Annotated in this window: 13 protein-coding genes and 1 pseudogene; 4 read left to right on the forward strand and 10 right to left on the reverse strand. The window is 69.5% G+C overall.

Annotation, left to right across the window (positions count from 1 at the left end; translation table 11 throughout):
• Positions 1-7 precede the first annotated feature (7 nt).
• The 9 genes and pseudogenes from R8F63_16745 to R8F63_16785 form a co-directional block, all read right to left on the reverse strand.
• The gene (locus tag R8F63_16745; GenBank protein MDW3220260.1) at positions 8-1,801 is read right to left on the reverse strand and encodes an ABC transporter ATP-binding protein; all 1,794 of its coding nucleotides are present in this window, start codon (positions 1,799-1,801) and stop codon (positions 8-10) included.
• Positions 1,801-3,627 (reverse strand): ABC transporter ATP-binding protein, encoded by a 1,827-nt coding sequence (locus R8F63_16750; protein MDW3220261.1) that lies wholly within the window; start codon positions 3,625-3,627, stop codon positions 1,801-1,803. Before R8F63_16750 ends, R8F63_16745 begins: the two co-directional genes overlap by 1 nt.
• A 46-nt stretch (positions 3,628-3,673) precedes the next feature.
• Positions 3,674-4,030: pseudogene (locus R8F63_16755) on the reverse strand (glutathione peroxidase).
• Positions 4,031-4,263: 233 nt separating this feature from the next.
• Positions 4,264-4,512 (reverse strand): MoaD/ThiS family protein, encoded by a 249-nt coding sequence (locus R8F63_16760; GenBank protein ID MDW3220262.1) that lies wholly within the window; start codon positions 4,510-4,512, stop codon positions 4,264-4,266.
• A gap of 16 nt (positions 4,513-4,528) precedes the next feature.
• A complete protein-coding gene (locus R8F63_16765) occupies positions 4,529-6,760 on the reverse strand; it encodes a xanthine dehydrogenase family protein molybdopterin-binding subunit (protein MDW3220263.1) in 2,232 nt (743 codons plus the stop codon).
• Positions 6,757-7,245: a (2Fe-2S)-binding protein gene (locus R8F63_16770; GenBank protein ID MDW3220264.1), complete on the reverse strand. Its 489-nt coding sequence runs from the start codon at positions 7,243-7,245 to the stop codon at positions 6,757-6,759. Before R8F63_16770 ends, R8F63_16765 begins: the two co-directional genes overlap by 4 nt.
• Positions 7,242-8,093: a xanthine dehydrogenase family protein subunit M gene (locus tag R8F63_16775; protein MDW3220265.1), complete on the reverse strand. Its 852-nt coding sequence runs from the start codon at positions 8,091-8,093 to the stop codon at positions 7,242-7,244. Before R8F63_16775 ends, R8F63_16770 begins: the two co-directional genes overlap by 4 nt.
• A 122-nt stretch (positions 8,094-8,215) precedes the next feature.
• Positions 8,216-9,250, reverse strand: coding sequence for a TauD/TfdA family dioxygenase (locus tag R8F63_16780; GenBank protein MDW3220266.1), 1,035 nt, complete (start codon positions 9,248-9,250; stop codon positions 8,216-8,218).
• 9 nt (positions 9,251-9,259) lie between these two features.
• On the reverse strand, positions 9,260-10,978 hold the full coding sequence (locus R8F63_16785) for an amidohydrolase family protein (GenBank protein MDW3220267.1): 1,719 nt from the start codon (positions 10,976-10,978) through the stop codon (positions 9,260-9,262).
• Between the two features lie 143 nt (positions 10,979-11,121).
• Between R8F63_16785 and R8F63_16790 the strand changes: the two genes are divergently transcribed.
• The 4 genes from R8F63_16790 to R8F63_16805 all read left to right on the forward strand — a co-directional run bounded on the left by R8F63_16790 (position 11,122) and on the right by R8F63_16805 (position 15,648).
• Positions 11,122-12,774 (forward strand): family 43 glycosylhydrolase, encoded by a 1,653-nt coding sequence (locus R8F63_16790; GenBank protein ID MDW3220268.1) that lies wholly within the window; start codon positions 11,122-11,124, stop codon positions 12,772-12,774.
• Positions 12,775-12,861: 87 nt separating this feature from the next.
• The gene (locus tag R8F63_16795; protein MDW3220269.1) at positions 12,862-13,518 is read left to right on the forward strand and encodes a hypothetical protein; all 657 of its coding nucleotides are present in this window, start codon (positions 12,862-12,864) and stop codon (positions 13,516-13,518) included.
• A gap of 16 nt (positions 13,519-13,534) precedes the next feature.
• Positions 13,535-14,995, forward strand: a complete 1,461-nt coding sequence (locus R8F63_16800) for an FAD-binding oxidoreductase (protein ID MDW3220270.1) — start codon at positions 13,535-13,537, stop codon at positions 14,993-14,995.
• Complete coding sequence (locus tag R8F63_16805; GenBank protein ID MDW3220271.1) at positions 14,992-15,648, forward strand: PhnD/SsuA/transferrin family substrate-binding protein; 657 nt, start codon at positions 14,992-14,994, stop codon at positions 15,646-15,648. Before R8F63_16800 ends, R8F63_16805 begins: the two co-directional genes overlap by 4 nt.
• Here the strand turns inward: R8F63_16805 and R8F63_16810 are convergent.
• On the reverse strand, positions 15,641-16,135 hold the full coding sequence (locus R8F63_16810) for a MarR family transcriptional regulator (protein MDW3220272.1): 495 nt from the start codon (positions 16,133-16,135) through the stop codon (positions 15,641-15,643). The two genes, R8F63_16805 and R8F63_16810, sit on opposite strands and share 8 nt — an antisense overlap.
• Between the last annotated feature and the right edge of the window lie 15 nt (positions 16,136-16,150).

Below are 16,150 nucleotides of genomic sequence, written 5' to 3' on the forward strand. Positions count from 1 at the left end.
GCCCCATTCAACTCGCTTCGCCGAGGCCGCGCACCCAGGCCTCGTAGAGCTCGGCGTAGTGGCCGCCGGACGCCACGAGTTCGTCGTGCCCGCCGAGCTCGGCGAGCCGGCCATCGGCGATGACCGCCACCCGATCGCAGCGTTCGCTGGTCGACAGCCGGTGGGCGATCGCGATCACGGTGCGGCCGTCCATCAGTGTCTCCATGGCCGTCTCGACCATCGCCTCGGTCCCGGGGTCGACGGAGGACGTGGCCTCGTCGAGGATCAGCACCGCCGGGTCGGCGAGCGCGGCCCGGGCCAGTGACACCAGCTGCTTCTCGCCGGCCGACAGGCGGCTGCCCCGCTCCTGCACCTCGGTGGCGAGTCCCTCGGGCAACGTCTCGAACCGCGGCAGCACCCCGATGCGGTCGAGCGCATCGCGGACGTCGGCGTCGGTCGCCTCGGGGCGGGCGACGCGGATGTTGTCGGCCACCGTCCCGGAGAACAGATAGCCCTCCTGGGGCACGACGACGATCCCGTCACGCAACGAGCGGATCGAGGCGTCGCGCAGGTCGGTCTCACCGAGCCGGATCGTGCCGGCGGTGGGGTCGTAGAAGCGGGCGATGAGCTTGGCGAGCGTCGACTTGCCCGCACCCGTCGGTCCGACGAAGGCCACCCGCTCCCCGGCCGCGATCTCCAGGTCGACGTCCGACAACACCGGGTCACCGTCGCCGTAGGCGAACGAGACGCCGGTGAGCGTGATCGGCACCCGGGGGTCGAGCTCGACCGCGTCGGGCCGTTCGTCGATGTCGACCGGTTCGTCGAGCAGTCCGTAGAGCTTGTTGAGCGACGCCGTGGCCGACTGCACCATGTTGAAGAGCTGGCTCAGCTGCTGGACCGGCTCGAACATCGTCGACAGCAGCAGGATGAAGGCGACCACGGTGCCCAACGTGAGCTGCTCGTCGCGCACCATCCAACCGCCGACACCGAGGGCGAGGGCGGTGGTGGCGACACCGGCGAACTCGACGATCGGCAGGTACCAGCACTGGATCTTCACCGACGCCATGTGGGTGCGGTAGAGGTCCTGGTTGGCGACGGAGAACTTGTCGGACTCGACCTCCTCGCGGGCGAACGCCTGCACGACCCGCACACCACTGATCCCCTCCTGGAGCCCGGAGAGCGTGTCGGCGATGCGGTCCCGAACGAGCAGATAGGCCCGGTTGGAGTCGCGCTGGAACTTCACGCTCGCCAGCCCGACGATCGGCATCGAGACGAGGCAGAGCAGCATCAGCTGCCACGACAGCAGCGTGAGCAGCACGGCGCTGCCCACCAGCAGGAACGCCGCACTGGTGAACATGATCAGACCGAACTGGACGAGCTCCTGGAGCGAGTCGACGTCGGACGTCATCCGGCTCACGAGCACGCCGGCCTTCTCCCGGTCGTAGAACGCCATCGACTGGTGCAGGAGGCGGGCGAAGACCCGGTTGCGCATGTCGCGCAGGAAGTGTTCGCCCACGCGGGCGAGCAGGATGATCGCGAAGCGGAAGCACACATAGCTCAGCAGGGCGACGCCGACATAGAGACCGATCGCCAGGTTCAGCTGGGAAACGTCCTTCTTGGCGATGCCCTCGTCGATACCGCGGCGCACGAGCAGGGGGCCGGCCAGCAGCGTGAGGGTCCAGCCGAGGAGCAGGGCGACCGCGCCCGCCCCGCCCCGCCGGTAGGGGCGGGCGTAGGAGGCGGTTCGCCGGAGGACGGCGCCGGTACCGGCCACGCCGAGCTTGTCGTCGGCGGAGGTCCCGTGGCCCATCGACCACCCCATCAGCCGGTCTCCTCGTCGCGATCGGCAGCGAGCACCTCGCGGTAGCGCTCGCTCGAGGCGAGGAGCTCGTCGTGCGTACCGCTGGCGACGATGCGCCCCTCGTCGAGCAGCACCACCCGGTCGGCGAGCGCGATCGTCGCTGGCCGATGGGCGATGACGATCGTCGTCCGCCGCTCCATCACCTCGCCGAGCGCGTCGCGGATCTCGTGTTCCTTGGTGGGGTCCACGGCGCTGGTGGCGTCGTCGAGGATCAGCACCCGGGGGTCCGCCAGGATCGCGCGGGCGATTGCGATGCGTTGCCGCTGTCCGCCGGAGAGCGAGTAGCCCCGCTCCCCGATCTCGGTGTCGTAGCCCTCCGGGAGCTCACGGATGAACTCGTCGGCCCCGGCGAGCACGGCCGCCCGGACGACCGTCTCGTGGTCGGCCTCGGGGTCGGCGAAGGCGATGTTGTCGCGGATCGACGACGAGAACAGGAAGGTCTCCTCGAACACGATGCCGACGGCCTTGCGCAGCTCCTGGCGGCGGATGTCACGCACGTCGATGCCGTCGAGCAGCACCGTGCCACCGTCGACCTCGTAGAACCGGGGCAGCAGTCGGGCGATGGTCGACTTGCCCGAGCCGGTGGATCCGACCAGGGCGACCGATTCGCCTGGTTCGATCGTGAGCGAGAGTCCCCGCAGTACCCCGGCACCGGTGTTCTCGTGGTAGTCGAAGTCGACGTCGCGGAACTCGACCCGGCCGAGGTCCTCACCCGTCGGCAGCGCGACGGGCGCGTCGACGTCGACGATCTGGGGCGCGGTACCGAGCACCTCGCTGATCCGGACACCCGCGGCGGCGGCTCGCTGTCCGTTCGCGACGATCATCCCCAGCATGCGCAGCGGCTGCACGAGCATGATCACGTAGATGTTGAAGCTGACCAGTTCGCCGACGGTCATCTGCCCGTCGAGCACCAGGTGACCGCCGTAGCCGAGCACGGTGATCAGGCCGATGTTGGGGAGGAGCTCCATCCCGGGCAGGTACCGGGCCCGGATGGTCGAGGACCAGATGCCGGCGTCGAAGACGTCGTCGGCTTCAGCCGAGAGCTTCTCGGCCTGGACCGGTTCGGATCCGAACCCTTTCACGACGCGCACACCGGAAACCGACTCCTCGACGACCGCGGCGAGTTGGGCGGACTCCTGTTGGACGCGCAGCACCGCCGGGTTGAGCTCCTGGGCGAACCGCTTGCCGAGCACGTTGACGAGCGGCAACGACACCAGGGCGAGCAGCGCCAGCAGGGGCTGGAGGATCAGCATGATCACGGTGACCGACGCGACGATCAGGAAGTTCGCGAACGTGAGCGGGACCAGCACGATGAAGTTCTGGAAGTGCTGGAGATCGGTGTTGCCCCGGCTCATCAGCTCGCCCGTGGCGTTGGCGTCGTGGAACGAGAAGTGGAGACGCTGGATGTGGGCGAAGATCCGGTCGCGGAGCCGGGCCTCGATGATCCGGGCGTTGCGGAACGCGATGTAGCGGCGGACACCGAGGAAGACCGCGGAGACGAGGCCGGCGCCGGTGATCGCGAGTGACCACGGCAACAGGGAACCCCCGTCGCGAACCCCTCGGTCCAGTCCGAGCTGCACGAGGAGGGGGACGGCCACCCGACCGGCCGTCCACAACAATCCGGCGACCATGCCGAAGGCGATCCAACGCGATTCCTCCCGGGCGGTGGATCCGATGAGCGCCCAGCCGGCGCGGCTCGATGAGTCGGTGGTGTCGCCGGTCGAGCGCAGTCGGTCGCCCGTCCCCTCCGGCGCGGTGGCAGTCAGCTCGAATCCCTCCCCACCCACCAGAATGGACAGGGGGTCAGACCCCTGTCCATTCTCGGAGGTGTCGTCAGCCCAACAGTGCCGGGATCTGTTCGGCGATCTCCTCGGGGGTCACCATCGGCGAGAAGCGGGCGACCACGTCGCCGTCCGAGTTCACGAGGAACTTCTCGAAGTTCCAGGTGATGTCGGGGGTCTCTCCCTCGCCGGGCTGCTCCTCCTTGAGCCACTTGTAGAGGTCGGCGGCACCGTCGCCGTTGACCTCGATCTTGGCGAACAGCGGGAAGTCGATGTCGTAGTTCTCGCTGGTGAACGCCCGGATCTCCTCGGCCGAGCCGGGCTCCTGGGCGCCGAACTGGTTGCACGGGAAGCCGAGCACCGAGACGCCGTTGTCGTCATGATGAAGCGTACGCAGACCTGCGTACTGAGGCGTGAGGCCTCAAGCGGAGGCGACGTTGACGATGAGGCAGGCGCCGTCGGCGAAATCGCTGAACGACACCTGATCACCCTCGAGCGACGCCATTTCGAACTCGTGGAACCGAGCCATGGGTCTCCTTGTCAGGCTCCGGGACCGTCCCGGCGAGCCGACTGTACCGTCCCGACTCCCGCCATCCGCGTTGAGTTGTGGTCGTGTGGCAACCACAACTCGGTTAAGAACGACTAGCCGCCGGTGATGGGGATCAGGAAGTGGACGTCGGCGTCGGGGGGGACGGGGGCGAAGAAGGTGCCGCGAGGCTGGAGCTCGCCGTTGACCGCGAAGGACGAACCCTCGCGCAGGAGAGGGCCGAGACCGGGGTGGGCGGCCTCGAGCGCGTCGATCACCTGACTGATGGTGGCGCCGTCCACATCCAGGACCTTCTCGCCGTCGGTGAAACGGGTGTGGCTGTCCTGGAGATGAACGGTTGCCATCGGATCGGGCCGGGCGTCAGCCCTTGGCGTCGGTGATCGCCTTCAACACGTTCGGCGGCGACATCGGCAGGTTGTACATCCGCACCCCGGTCGCGTCGCTCACCGCGTTGGCGAGCGTGTTCAACGGCGGGACGATGCCGGTCTCGCCGACGCCGCGCACGCCGTAGGGATGGCTCGGGTTCGGCACCTCGACGATGATCGTCTCGATCATCGGCAGATCCGACGCCACGGGCATGCGGTAGTCGAGGAACGAGGCGTTCTGCAGCACGCCGTCGTCGTCGAAGACGTATTCCTCGTTGAGCGCCCAGCCGATGCCCTGCACCGAACCGCCCTGCATCTGCCCCTCGACATACGACGGGTGGATCGCCGTGCCGGCGTCCTGGGCCGCGGTGTAGCGCAGGATCTCGACCTCGCCGGTCTCCTCGTCGACGCGCACGTCGGCGAGATGGGCGGCGAACGACGGACCCGCACCCGCGGCGTTGAGCGACGCCGTGGCCGTGAGCGGCCCACCGGTCATCTTCGCCTGGGCGGTGATCTCCGGGATCGTCAGCGGATCGTGGCCGTCCACGACCGCTGCGCCGTCGACCCACTCGACGTCGTCGACCGACACGCCGCGGATGACCGCGGCCCGTTCCTTCATCTGGTCGATGAGCGCGAGACAGGCATTGGTGACGGCCATACCGGTCGCGAACGTCGCCCGTGAGCCCTCGGTGATGTCGGTGAAGCCGACCGACTCGGTGTCGGCGACGATCGGCGTGATCCGCATCGGGTCCAACCCGAGCGTCTCCGCCGCCATCAGCGCCATCGACGCCCGGGAACCGCCGATGTCGGGGCTGCCGGTGATGACGGTGGCCGTGCCGTCCTCGTTGAGGTTGACCGTGGCCGACGACTGTTCGCCGATGTTGAACCAGAAGCCGGTGCCGAAGCCGCGGCCCGCGCCCTCGGGGACGGGCGACTTGTAGTGCTCGCTGTCCTTGATGGCCTGGAGCGTCTCGACGAAGCCGATCTTCGGATGGGGAGCGCCCATCGCGGTGAGATCACCCTCGACGACCGCGTTCTTCAGACGGAGCTCGATCGGGTCCATCTCGATCTGCTTGGCGATCTCGTCGACGAGCGACTCGACGGCGAACGCCGCCTGCGGCGCCGAGGGGGCCCGATAGGCGGCGACCCGCGGCGTGTTGTTCACGGAGCCGAAGGTCTCGATCGAGAGGTTCGGCAGCTTGTACGACGCCGTCGACATCGCGCCGAGCATCGCGGCGTAGCCCTTGGCGGCGCCGTTGCTGTACTTCATCGTCGCCTGCATCGTCGTGATCTCACCGTCGTTGGTGGCACCGAGCTTGCAGGTGATCTCCGCGGCAGGGGCCGGCCCGGTCGCCCGCAGGACCTCCTCACGGGTCATGACGAGCTTCACGGGACGTGCGGCCTTCTGGGACAGCAGGATCGCGAGCGGCTCGAGATAGATGGTGGTCTTGCCGCCGAAGCCGCCGCCGATCTCGGCCGGCGTCACCTTGATCCGATCGGTGGACCACCCGAGGATCTCGGCGCTCTTGGACCGCATCGCGAAGTGGCCCTGCGAGGAGCCCCACACGCTGGCCTTGCCGTCCTGGCCGACGTCGGCGACGCAGCCGTGCGGCTCGATGTAGCCCTGATGGACGAACTTGGTCGTGAAGTGACCCTCGACCACCACGTCGGCGTCCGCGAAGCCCTGCTCCACGTCGCCCCGCGAGAACGGCGCGTAGGACGCCAGGTTGGTCTCGTCGTCGCTGCCCATGAAGAGGGTGCGGTTCTTCGTGTTGACGATCGTGGCGCCCTCGGCGAGCGCGCCCTCGATGTCGAGCACCGGTTCGATGACGTCGTAGTCGACGACGACGGCCGCGGCAGCGGCGCGGGCCTCGTCCATGGTCGTGGCGGCGACGGCGGCGACCGCGTGCCCGTGGTACAGCGCCTCGTCACGGGCGATGACGTTGATGGCTTCGTCGAAGATCGGGTCGTTGATGTCGATCTCCGGATAGTCCGCGCCGGTGACGACGGACTTCACCCCCGGCATCGCCTCGGCCGCGCTCGTGTCGATCGAGCGGATCTTGGCGTGGGCGTGGGGCGATCGAACGACGACGGCGCGCAACTGGCCCGGCAGGTTCAGGTCCGCGGCGAAGCGAGCCTTGCCGACGACCTTGTCGAGACCGTCGTGGCGGATCGGCCGGGTGCCGACGTACTTGTACTTCGTGGGCGGATTCTCGGTGGCGGTCACTTGCCGGCTCCAGTTGTCGAGAGTTGTACGGCGGCTTCCTGGACGGAACGGATGATCTTGTCGTAGCCCGTGCACCGGCAGAGGTTGCCGGCCAGGGCGTAGCGGATCTCGGTCTCGGTGGGCGACGGGTTCTCGTCGAGCAGCACCTTGGCCGCCACGAGGAACCCGGGGGTGCAGACGCCGCACTGGAGGGCGGCGCCCTCGAGGAAGGTCTGCTGAAGCGGGTGGAGCTGGTCGCCGTCGGCGATGCCCTCCACCGTGGTGATCTCGGTGCCTTCCGCCTCGGCGGCGAACATCAGACACGAGCAGTTGAGCTTGCCGTCGACGATGATCGAACAGGCGCCACAGTCGCCGGTGCCACATCCCTCCTTCGCTCCGGTCAGGTCGAGCTCGTCGCGCAGGGCGTCGAGCAGCGACGTGGAATCGCTGGCGAGGAAGTCGACGGCGTCGCCGTTGACCGTGCAGTTCACATGGGTGCGACTCACGAGTTCGCCCTTTCTGCCGCGATCTTCGCAGCACGCTTGGCCAACACCCCGGCCACCTGGGTGCGGTACTCGATGGTGCCGCGCTTGTCGTCGATCGGGTTGCAGGCGGCCGACGCTGCCGCGGCGACGGCGTCCAACGCCGCATCGTCGAGGGTCGAGCCCACCAGGGCGGCCTCGGCGTCCGGGACCCGCACCGCGGTGGGGGCGACCGCACCGAGCACCACGGAAGCGTCGGTGCAGGTGTCGCCGTCCATCGTCACGCGCACGGCGGCGCCGACGACGGCGATGTCCATCTCCGTGCGGGGAATCAGGCGCAGGTAGGCGTCGGCCGTGTTGGCCGGCGGCGTGTCGACCTCGAACTCGACGATGAACTCGTCGGCCGCGAGGGACGTCTGACCGGGGCCGGTGACAACCTCGTCGATGGCGACCGTGCGCTCACCACCGCTGCCGGCCACGACTGCTCGCGCGTCGTTGACGAACAGGGCGGGTACCGAATCCGCGGCGGGCGAGGCGTTGCACAGGTTGCCGCCCCAGCTCGACCGGTTCTGGATCTGGTCCGACCCGATGAGCCCGCTGGCCTCCGACAATCCCGGGAACGCCGCGGTGAACGCCGCGTCGTGGGTGAGGGTGGACGTGGGCGTCGCCGCCCCGACCGTCCACGTGCCCCCGGACTCGGCGACGCCGACGAGCCGATCGATCTTCTTGAGGTCGACGAGCACGGAGGGCTCCGGTCGACCCGAACGGATCTGCGGGATCAGGTCGGTGGCTCCGGCGAAGACCCGGGCGTCGGCGTCGCCCGCCAGGACCCCGACCGCCTCGTCCACCGTGGTTGGTGCGGCATATTTCATGCGCCGGAACCTAACGCGGTTCGCCCCACCGGGGAAGCTCAGCCCACCCGGCCCCTCCCCTCCCGTTCTGGGTGAACGGGGGCGCGGTTTCCAGCCCTATGTTCACCCAGAACGGGAGGGGGTCAGGCCTTGGTGCGCTTCGCGCTCCAGTGCGACGTCGCTCCCGCGGCCTGGAACCGGTCGGGGCGGTCCTCGGGTCCGAGGATCTCGGTCGCCAGCCAGAGCCGCTTGAGCCAGCGGACGCGACCGGCTTCGGGATCGTCCTCGTAGGCCTTGCGCCCGTGGAGCACGTGGTAGTTGTTCACGAATTGCATGTCGCCCGGCTCGAAGGTCATCTCGACCCGATTGTCGCGGTCGTAGATGTGTGCGTCGTAGGCATCCATCGCCGCTCGCTGGCGGTCGCTGAGCCGGGGGGCATCGTCATGGCGCTGCGACGCCTCGATGTAGGGGCGGATGTAGCGGACGAACAGTCGGTCGCCGTGCTCGGAGAAGACCGGCACGTGGTAGAAGGGCGTGCCGCCCTCCGCCTGTTCGCCGCGGAAGTCGTAGGGAAGCCCCGCGAACAGCTCGCCGGCGAGCTCCGGGTCCTCGTCCACCAGCTTGTTGTAGGCGCCGACCGCGTTCGCGACGAGGCTCTCACCGCCGGACACGCCGGGGTCGAGGCACATGAGTCCGACCAGGTCGGAACCGTCGGAGTGGAACGCCTGGGCGACGCCACCGAGTTCGTTGCCGCGGGCCGTGGGGTCGTCGAGCCGCTTGCCCTGATCCTTCACATCACCGAGGAGGTGGCCCTTCACGTTCTGGGGCCACGGCACACCGAGGTGCAGACCGATGCCCCAGTACATCCACGAGGCGTCCTCGAAGCCCACCCGCTCGACCGGCAGGGCGGAGATGCGCTGGAAGCCGCGGCCGTTGATCAGCTCCTCGGCGAGACCGGCGAGGACCGGCGACAACGTCGGCAGCGGGAAGTGCTCCTTGCGGACATCGAGCACCTCGTCGGTGTGGGTCCGCGCGACCGCGAGCGCGTCCTCGAGCTCGGCGATCTCCGCGGCGGACAGCCGATACGTCCACGCTTCGGCATCGGCGATGTCGGCGGCGGTCCAGTTGGCGTGGGTCTCGAGCGGGCGGACCTCGTCGGCGGTGAGAGTGGTGGACATCGTGGGCTCCTAGGCGGGGGCGGGTTGGGCGCCGCGGATCAGGCGACCGGGAAGCGCCCCGGTCTCCTCGCCGGAGGCGTAGGTCTCGATGCCGGCGACGATCGTGTGCAGGTAGCCGTCGGCCCGCTGGAGGACTCGCCGACCACCCGCCGGCAGGTCGTAGGCGAGCTCGGGACCGCGAGCGGACAGGTTCTCGAAGTCGATCACGTTGAGGTCGGCGCGATAGCCGGGAGCGAGCACGCCGCGGTCGTGCAGGCCGACCGTGCGCGCGGTGTCGCGGGCCTGGCGCTGCACGAGGAACTCGACCGGGATGCGCCCGTCGGGGCGCTCACGGCCCCAGTGCTGCAGCAGCGTCGTCGGGAACGAGCCGTCGCAGATCGTGCCGACATGGGCACCGCCGTCGCTCAGCGCGGGCACCGTGAAGTCGTGGGTGAGCAGCTCGCGGGTGCCGTCGAGGTTCATCTGGCCGTAGTTGGTGAACGGCAGCCACAGCATGTTCGTGCCGCCGTGCTTGCACAGCAGGTCGAGGGCGAACTCCTGGGCCGTGACGCCCGCTTCGGCGGCGCGACGCACGACCGTCTGGTCGGCGGGCGGCTCGTAGTAGGGCCGCTCCCCCATCTCGAACATGATCTCGAACTTCTCGATCAGGCCGCCGCCGACGAGGTTCTTGTCGGTGCCACCGGCGCTCTCGAGCAGGCGGGCCCGCCGATCGGGATCCTGGAGGGCGGCAACCCGTTCGGCCGGCGCGAGGTCGGCGACCTCCCGCCACACCGGGTTGCGCATGAACGGATTCAGCGTGCACTCGAAGCCGAGGAGGACACCGATGGGTCGCACCGGGCACTGGCCCGTGATCTGCAGACCGTCGGACCGAGCCGCTTCGATCTTGCCGAGCAGATCCTGGTGGAAGTCGCCGGACTTCGGGCTCTCGACGATCGTGAAGGAGAGAGGCCGGCCGGACACCGAGCACATGTCGCGGAACATCTGGAACTCGCGGTCACGGTCGACGAAGTCGCTGACGAGCTGGAAGACGCCCGTGCCCGTCGTGCCGACCGCTTCGGCGATCCCGACGAGCTCCTCGGCGGCGGCGGTGAGCGTCGGCGTGAAGTCGCCGGTCGACGTCTTGTGGTTCGACGTACGACTGGTCGAGAAGCCGAGGGCGCCGGCCTGGATCGCCTCGGCGGCGAGGCGGCCCATCTCACCGATGTCGTCGGCCGTCGCGTCCTCGCGGTTCGCGCCCCGCTCCCCCATCACGTGGAGACGGAGCGCGCCGTGGGGAACCTGCGTCGCGATGTCCATGTCCTTGGGGCCGTCGCACGCCTCGAGATAGTCGGCGAAGGAGTTCCAGCCCCACTGGAGTCCTTCGTGCAGCGCCGCGCCCGGGATGTCCTCCACCCCCTCCATCAGCTCGACGAGCTTGTTGTGGTCGGCGTTGTGCACCGGCGCGAACCCGACGCCGCAGTTGCCGAACACCACCGTGGTCACGCCGTGCCAGCTGGACGGCTGCATGCGGCTGTCCCACGTGGCCTGACCGTCGTAGTGGGTGTGGATGTCGACGAAGCCCGGCGCGACGAGGGCGCCGTCCGCGTCGATCTCGCGGGTGGCCGAGCCGCTGACCGAGCCGACCTCGGTGACCACGCCGTCGCGCACGGCGACGTCCGCGGTGCGCAGCGGTGCGCCCGTGCCGTCGGCAACAGTGCCGCCCCGGATGATGAGATCGTGATCGGCCATGGCGGTCCCCCTGGGTTCGGTGACCATGATGGCAGCCACGGGCGGTCCCGCCCAGACCGCCCCCGCGGGCGGCTCGCGAGGTGCTTGACTGGGACGCGCGGGCATGACTGAAGATCGGTGTCGAACACGCCGATCAGGGAGCTGTGGGAGCACACACCAGCCGCCGCGGGTCACGCCGGATCGTCAGCGCCGTCATCGCGCTCGCCGCGATCGCGGCACTGATCGCGCCCGCCGCGGCCTACCGCGGTGCCCCGTGGTTCGAGCCGGGCGAGCCGTACGACCAGAACTTCGCGGACCCGGCGATCATCGAGGTCGACGGCACGTTCTACGCCTACGCCACGACCACCGGCGGCGCTTCGATGCCGGTCATGACCTCGCCGGACCTCGAGACGTGGACGGCCCACGGCGACGCGCTCGGCACCGGCCCGTCATGGTCACCCACGACCGATGTCGGTTGGAGCGTGTGGGCGCCGTCGGTCGTGGAGCTCCCGACCGGTGACTTCCTCGCCGCGTTCGCCGCCCAGACGCACACCGCCGGCCGCCGCTGCATCGCGCTCGCCACCGCCGACTCGCCCCTCGGCCCGTTCACCGTGTTCGGCACGTCTCCCTTCGTGTGCGAGCCGGACCCGAACGGGGCGCTCGATCCGTTCCTGATCGTCGACGAGCAGGACGTGCCCTGGCTGATCTGGAAGAACGAGGGCGTGCCGGTCGGCCATCCCACGCTCGCCTCGCGCCGCACGGGCTTCTGGTCCCGCCAGCTGACCGACGACGGCACCGCGTGGCGGTCCGGGTCCACCGTCCACTTCCTGCTCGAGACCACCGAGGTCGAACGGCCCTGGCAGGGCACCGTCATCGAGAACCCGTCGATGACCGCATGGGACGACGGCTACTTCCTGGCCTATTCCGCCAACCGCTACGACTCCACGAGCTACGCGACCGGATGGGCCACCTGCGCCTCCCCCGGCGGGCCGTGCACCGAACACTCGGTCCACCCGCTCCTGTCGACGAACGACGACCGGATCGGCCCCGGTGGCCCCGCCCCCTTCGTGCACGACGGCGTGCTCCACCTCGGGTACCACGGCTGGAACCCGCCGTTCCACGACTATCCGTCGTATCCCTCCTGCGACACGGACGGCGACGGCGAATGCCCCGAGGCCCAGCGCTTCCTGTTCATCGACACGATCTGCGTGGCGGGCGACCGGGCCTGGGTCTACGAACCCCACGGCGGCCCGTTCTGCGACGTCGAGGCCGGGCAGTACTACACCGAGCCCGTGGCGTGGCTCGCCGCGAACGGGATCACGACCGGTATCACGCCCTCGGCCTACGGCGGCCACCAGTCGGTGAGCCGCGGCCAGATGGCCACCTTCCTGTGGCGACTGATGGGTGAGCCGGTCGCCGCCTCGTCGGCGAACTTCACCGACGTGGACGACGGGCGCTTCTACTCGGACGCCGTCGCGTGGCTCGCCGCCGAGGGCGTGACGACAGGCGTCTCGCTCACCGCGTTCGACCCCGACGGCGTCGTCACCCGGGGCCAGATGGCCACCTTCCTCTGGCGCCTGATGGACGAGCCCACCGGACCCGCGTCGTCGGGTTTCTCCGACGTGCCCTCCGGGCAGTTCTTCAGCGAGGCCGTCGCCTGGCTGGCCGACGAGGCCATCACGACCGGCGTCGGCGGCGGCCGCTTCGATCCGGACGGCGACGTCACCCGGGCCCAGATGGCGGCCTTCCTCTGCCGCCTGGCCGACACGCCGATCTACGCGGCCGGCGACGCCCCGACCCCCGCCTGCACCGACTGAGCCGGCACCGGGGAGAACGTACGGGGGTCTGACCCCAGAAGGTATGGCCCTTGCCACGGTGGCCGAGTCGCGCCAACCTGACGCGCGATGCTCGTGCGACTGGGACCGAACGACGAGGTGGACGGCCATCCGATCACCGACCTCGACCACTACGAGGGCGACATCGCGCTGCTGAATTATCTGCTCCAGGACCTGCGCGCCCTGATCCGCCAGGCCGGCCGCGACGACACCATCTTCGAGCCCCGGCAGGTCATCACCTGGGAGGTCCACGGGCTCGCCCGCCGCACCGTCATCTGCGACCCGGCCGGGCTCGCCGACTCGGCCGACGTGCACATGGTCGGCTTCTTCGGCGACCGCCGCGCCGACGCCGACCAGCCCGCCATCGACACGAGCGAGATGGCGCTCATCAACGAGTTCGCCGACTACCCCGGCATCCTCAGCTACAGCTCCGTCGAGCTCGTCGACGGCTACTGGGCCAACCTCGTCGTGCACCGCGAACCCCAGGACCGCGAAGCCTGGCGAGGCAGCCCCGTGCACCAGGACGCCGTCGAACGCATCGCCCCGACGGCGTACCACGGCGTGCGGATCCACAACGGCTGCATCATGGGCGGCGTCGTCGGCCAGCACACCGTCGTCATCGAGATCACCAAGTACTGGGACTACGACGTGTCACCGACCTGGCACGCCATCCGGGTCCTGCCCGGCGGCGAGTCCGTCGAGTTGACCGGACCCATCGACACCTGAACGGAAGAACCGACCGATGCCCGACATCCCGAACCCCTCGAAGCACAACCAGTGGTACCCCTTCCTCGATCGGCCCACGCCGACCGAGGTCGACGGCGTCATGCAGAACCCGGCCGTCATCCCCGTCACCGACGCCGATCCGCTTCCCGCGTCCGCGAAGTACGTCGTGGTCGGCGCCGGCATCCACGGCATGTCGACCGCGTACCACCTCGCCAAGAAGCTGGTGACGACCGGCGCCGGTACCGGCCGCGACGTCGTGCTGATCGACAAGCAGGGCCCGGGCGCCGGCGCGACCGGGCTGGCCTGCGGCTGCGTCCGCAACCTCTACATGACGGGGCCGCTGCACTCGATCCTGCGAGCCAGCGTCGAGGTCTGGGAGGACGATCCGATCAACTTCGGGTTCCAGCAGGTCGGCTACGTGTCGATCGGCGAGGCCAACCAGGAGGAGGACTATGTCGCCCTCAACCAGAGCCAGATCGAGGCCGGCTACCCGTCCGATCTCTACACCGGCGCCGACGCCCACCGCTTCCTGAAGGGTCTCTGGCCGGACTTCAAGACCACGAACTGTGACGTCGTGCTCCACGAGCACCGCTCCGGCTACGCCGGCACCCACCTGGCGATGTGGGGACTCGACCAGAAGTGTCGCCAGTGGGGGGTGCAGCGCTGCTTCGGCGTGTCGGTGAAGGGCTACGCCCTCGACGCGAGCGGCAGTGTGACCGCGGTCGAGACCGACCACGGGCCCATCTCGTGTGACGAGGTCGTGGTGGGCGCCGGCGCGTGGACGCCCCAACACTGGGAGTGGCTCGGCGGCCCGTCGGCGCTCGACGTGCGCTACCCGGACGGCCATCTCGAGACCGGCATGGACATGTGGACCTACTGGCGCCTGCTCGAGGGCGAGGTGTACCTCCCCGACGGCGTCGACTTCCGGACCGCGGACGGCAAGGACTCGCCGGTGCTGCACGTCGAACTCATGAACACGCCCGTCCACGGCGAGAACGGCGCCATGCTCCAGGACCACGTCTACACATACCTGCGCTACGCGGCGGAGCGGGTCGGGGCGCCGGGCATCCAGGGCGGCACGATCCCGATCCAGCTCGGCCCGAAGGCCGACGTCGAGCCCTACGGCCACCTGAGCGATGCGTACCAGGCCGACGACTGGTTCGAGGAGTACTACTGCGCCACCCTCGGGATGCTGTTCGAGCGGTTCGAGAACATCCGGCCCCACTTCAAGCAGCGCCGCAACGGCGGTATCGGTGCCTTCACCCCGGACAATGTCCCGATCTTCGACCATGTGGCCGACAACGCGTTCGTCATCGCCGACTCGAACCACGGGTTCAAGATGATCGGGGTGGGCAAGCTCACCGCCGAGATGCTGGTCACCGGCGAGAAGCCGTGGGAACTGGAGCCCTTCTCCTTCGACCGCTACGCCGCCGGCACCACCTTCGGCGACCGCAACTCCAACTGCCCCTGGGTATGAGCTACGGCGGGAGCTGTCTGCTCGCCGAGAACGCGGTCGAGTTCTTCACCGCCCTACGGGCGTTCTTGGAGACCCGGGGCATCGAGCTCGAGCCGACCGCGGCGACCACACCCGACGTGGTGTTCGCGTGCGGACTGCTCACCCGCGAGCGGATCGCCGCGGGCGAGCCCGTCGTGGTGGTGGCGGCGCCCGTCTTCCCGGGGGAGACCACGGCCGTGTACCGGTCGGTGGTCGTCAGCCGGACCGACGGCCCGGCGGACCTCGCGTCGGCCCAGGAGGGCACGCTGGCGGTCAACGAGTACGGGTCGTGGTCGGGCTGGCACGGATACGTGGACGACCTCGCCGGTCACGGGCTGCCCGTCCCCCACCGGCGGGTGGTCACCGGGGGGCACCGGGCGTCGGTGGGCGCCGTGCGTCACGGCGACGCGGCGGTCGCCGCGATCGACTCGTCATTGTGGCGGTGGCTCCCCGGCGATGAGCGCGACGGTCTGCGGGTGATCCACGAGACGGTCGACTGGCCCGCGCCACCGCTGTCGGTACGGGCGGGCACCGACGATGCGGTCGTCGACTCGCTGGTTTCCGCCCCGGCGACGCGCCCGGCCACGAGGGCCGACTACGACTTCATGCTCGCGGCCCGCACGCCACTCAGCTGAAGTCACCGTTGGCTTCGCGGAACGCCGCGAGCTCGCGATGGACCGTCCGCCGCGACGACGGAGGAAGGCCGCCCACGCCGAACTCGATCTCCGCCAACACCGCGGCCGCGTCGTCCACCACGGCGCGGCCGGCCGGAAGCAGTCGAGCCAGCACCGCCCGCCCGTCATCGGGGTGGGCGGTGCGTTCGACGAACCCGCTCGCTTCGAGCCGTTGGATGGTGTTGGTGACGCTCGCCGCGTGCACCTGGAGCCGGTCACCGATCTTGCCCATGGGCAGCTCGCCGAGCCGGGTGAAGCGGAGCAGTGCGAGCACCTCGAAGCGGCTGAAGTTCAGATCGAGAGGGGCGAGGGCGGCATCGATACGTGACTGGACGATCTGCTGGGCCCGGGTGATCGACGTCGCCGCCTTCATCGCCGCGGTCGCCCCCCAGGCGGCCTGATCCCAGTTCCGGCCCGCTTCCTCGATGGGGTCGAACTCCAGTGCCATTGCGGGATAGCCTAG

Source organism: Acidimicrobiales bacterium (assembly GCA_033344915.1).
In the GTDB taxonomy this organism is placed as follows: Bacteria; Actinomycetota; Acidimicrobiia; order Acidimicrobiales; family Aldehydirespiratoraceae; genus JAJRXC01.

Excerpts from the sequence above, each read along its gene's own strand:
- R8F63_16785 (MDW3220267.1), bottom strand. The coding sequence starts at position 10,978 with ATGGCCGATCACGATCTCATCATCCGGGGCGGCACTGTTGCCGACGGC.
- R8F63_16760 (MDW3220262.1), bottom strand. The coding sequence starts at position 4,512 with ATGGCAACCGTTCATCTCCAGGACAGCCACACCCGTTTCACCGACGGC.
- R8F63_16795 (MDW3220269.1), top strand. The coding sequence starts at position 12,862 with ATGCTCGTGCGACTGGGACCGAACGACGAGGTGGACGGCCATCCGATC.
- R8F63_16780 (MDW3220266.1), bottom strand. The coding sequence starts at position 9,250 with ATGTCCACCACTCTCACCGCCGACGAGGTCCGCCCGCTCGAGACCCAC.
- R8F63_16810 (MDW3220272.1), bottom strand. The coding sequence starts at position 16,135 with ATGGCACTGGAGTTCGACCCCATCGAGGAAGCGGGCCGGAACTGGGAT.
- R8F63_16805 (MDW3220271.1), top strand. The coding sequence starts at position 14,992 with ATGAGCTACGGCGGGAGCTGTCTGCTCGCCGAGAACGCGGTCGAGTTC.
- R8F63_16775 (MDW3220265.1), bottom strand. The coding sequence starts at position 8,093 with ATGAAATATGCCGCACCAACCACGGTGGACGAGGCGGTCGGGGTCCTG.
- R8F63_16745 (MDW3220260.1), bottom strand. The coding sequence starts at position 1,801 with ATGGGGTGGTCGATGGGCCACGGGACCTCCGCCGACGACAAGCTCGGC.
- R8F63_16800 (MDW3220270.1), top strand. The coding sequence starts at position 13,535 with ATGCCCGACATCCCGAACCCCTCGAAGCACAACCAGTGGTACCCCTTC.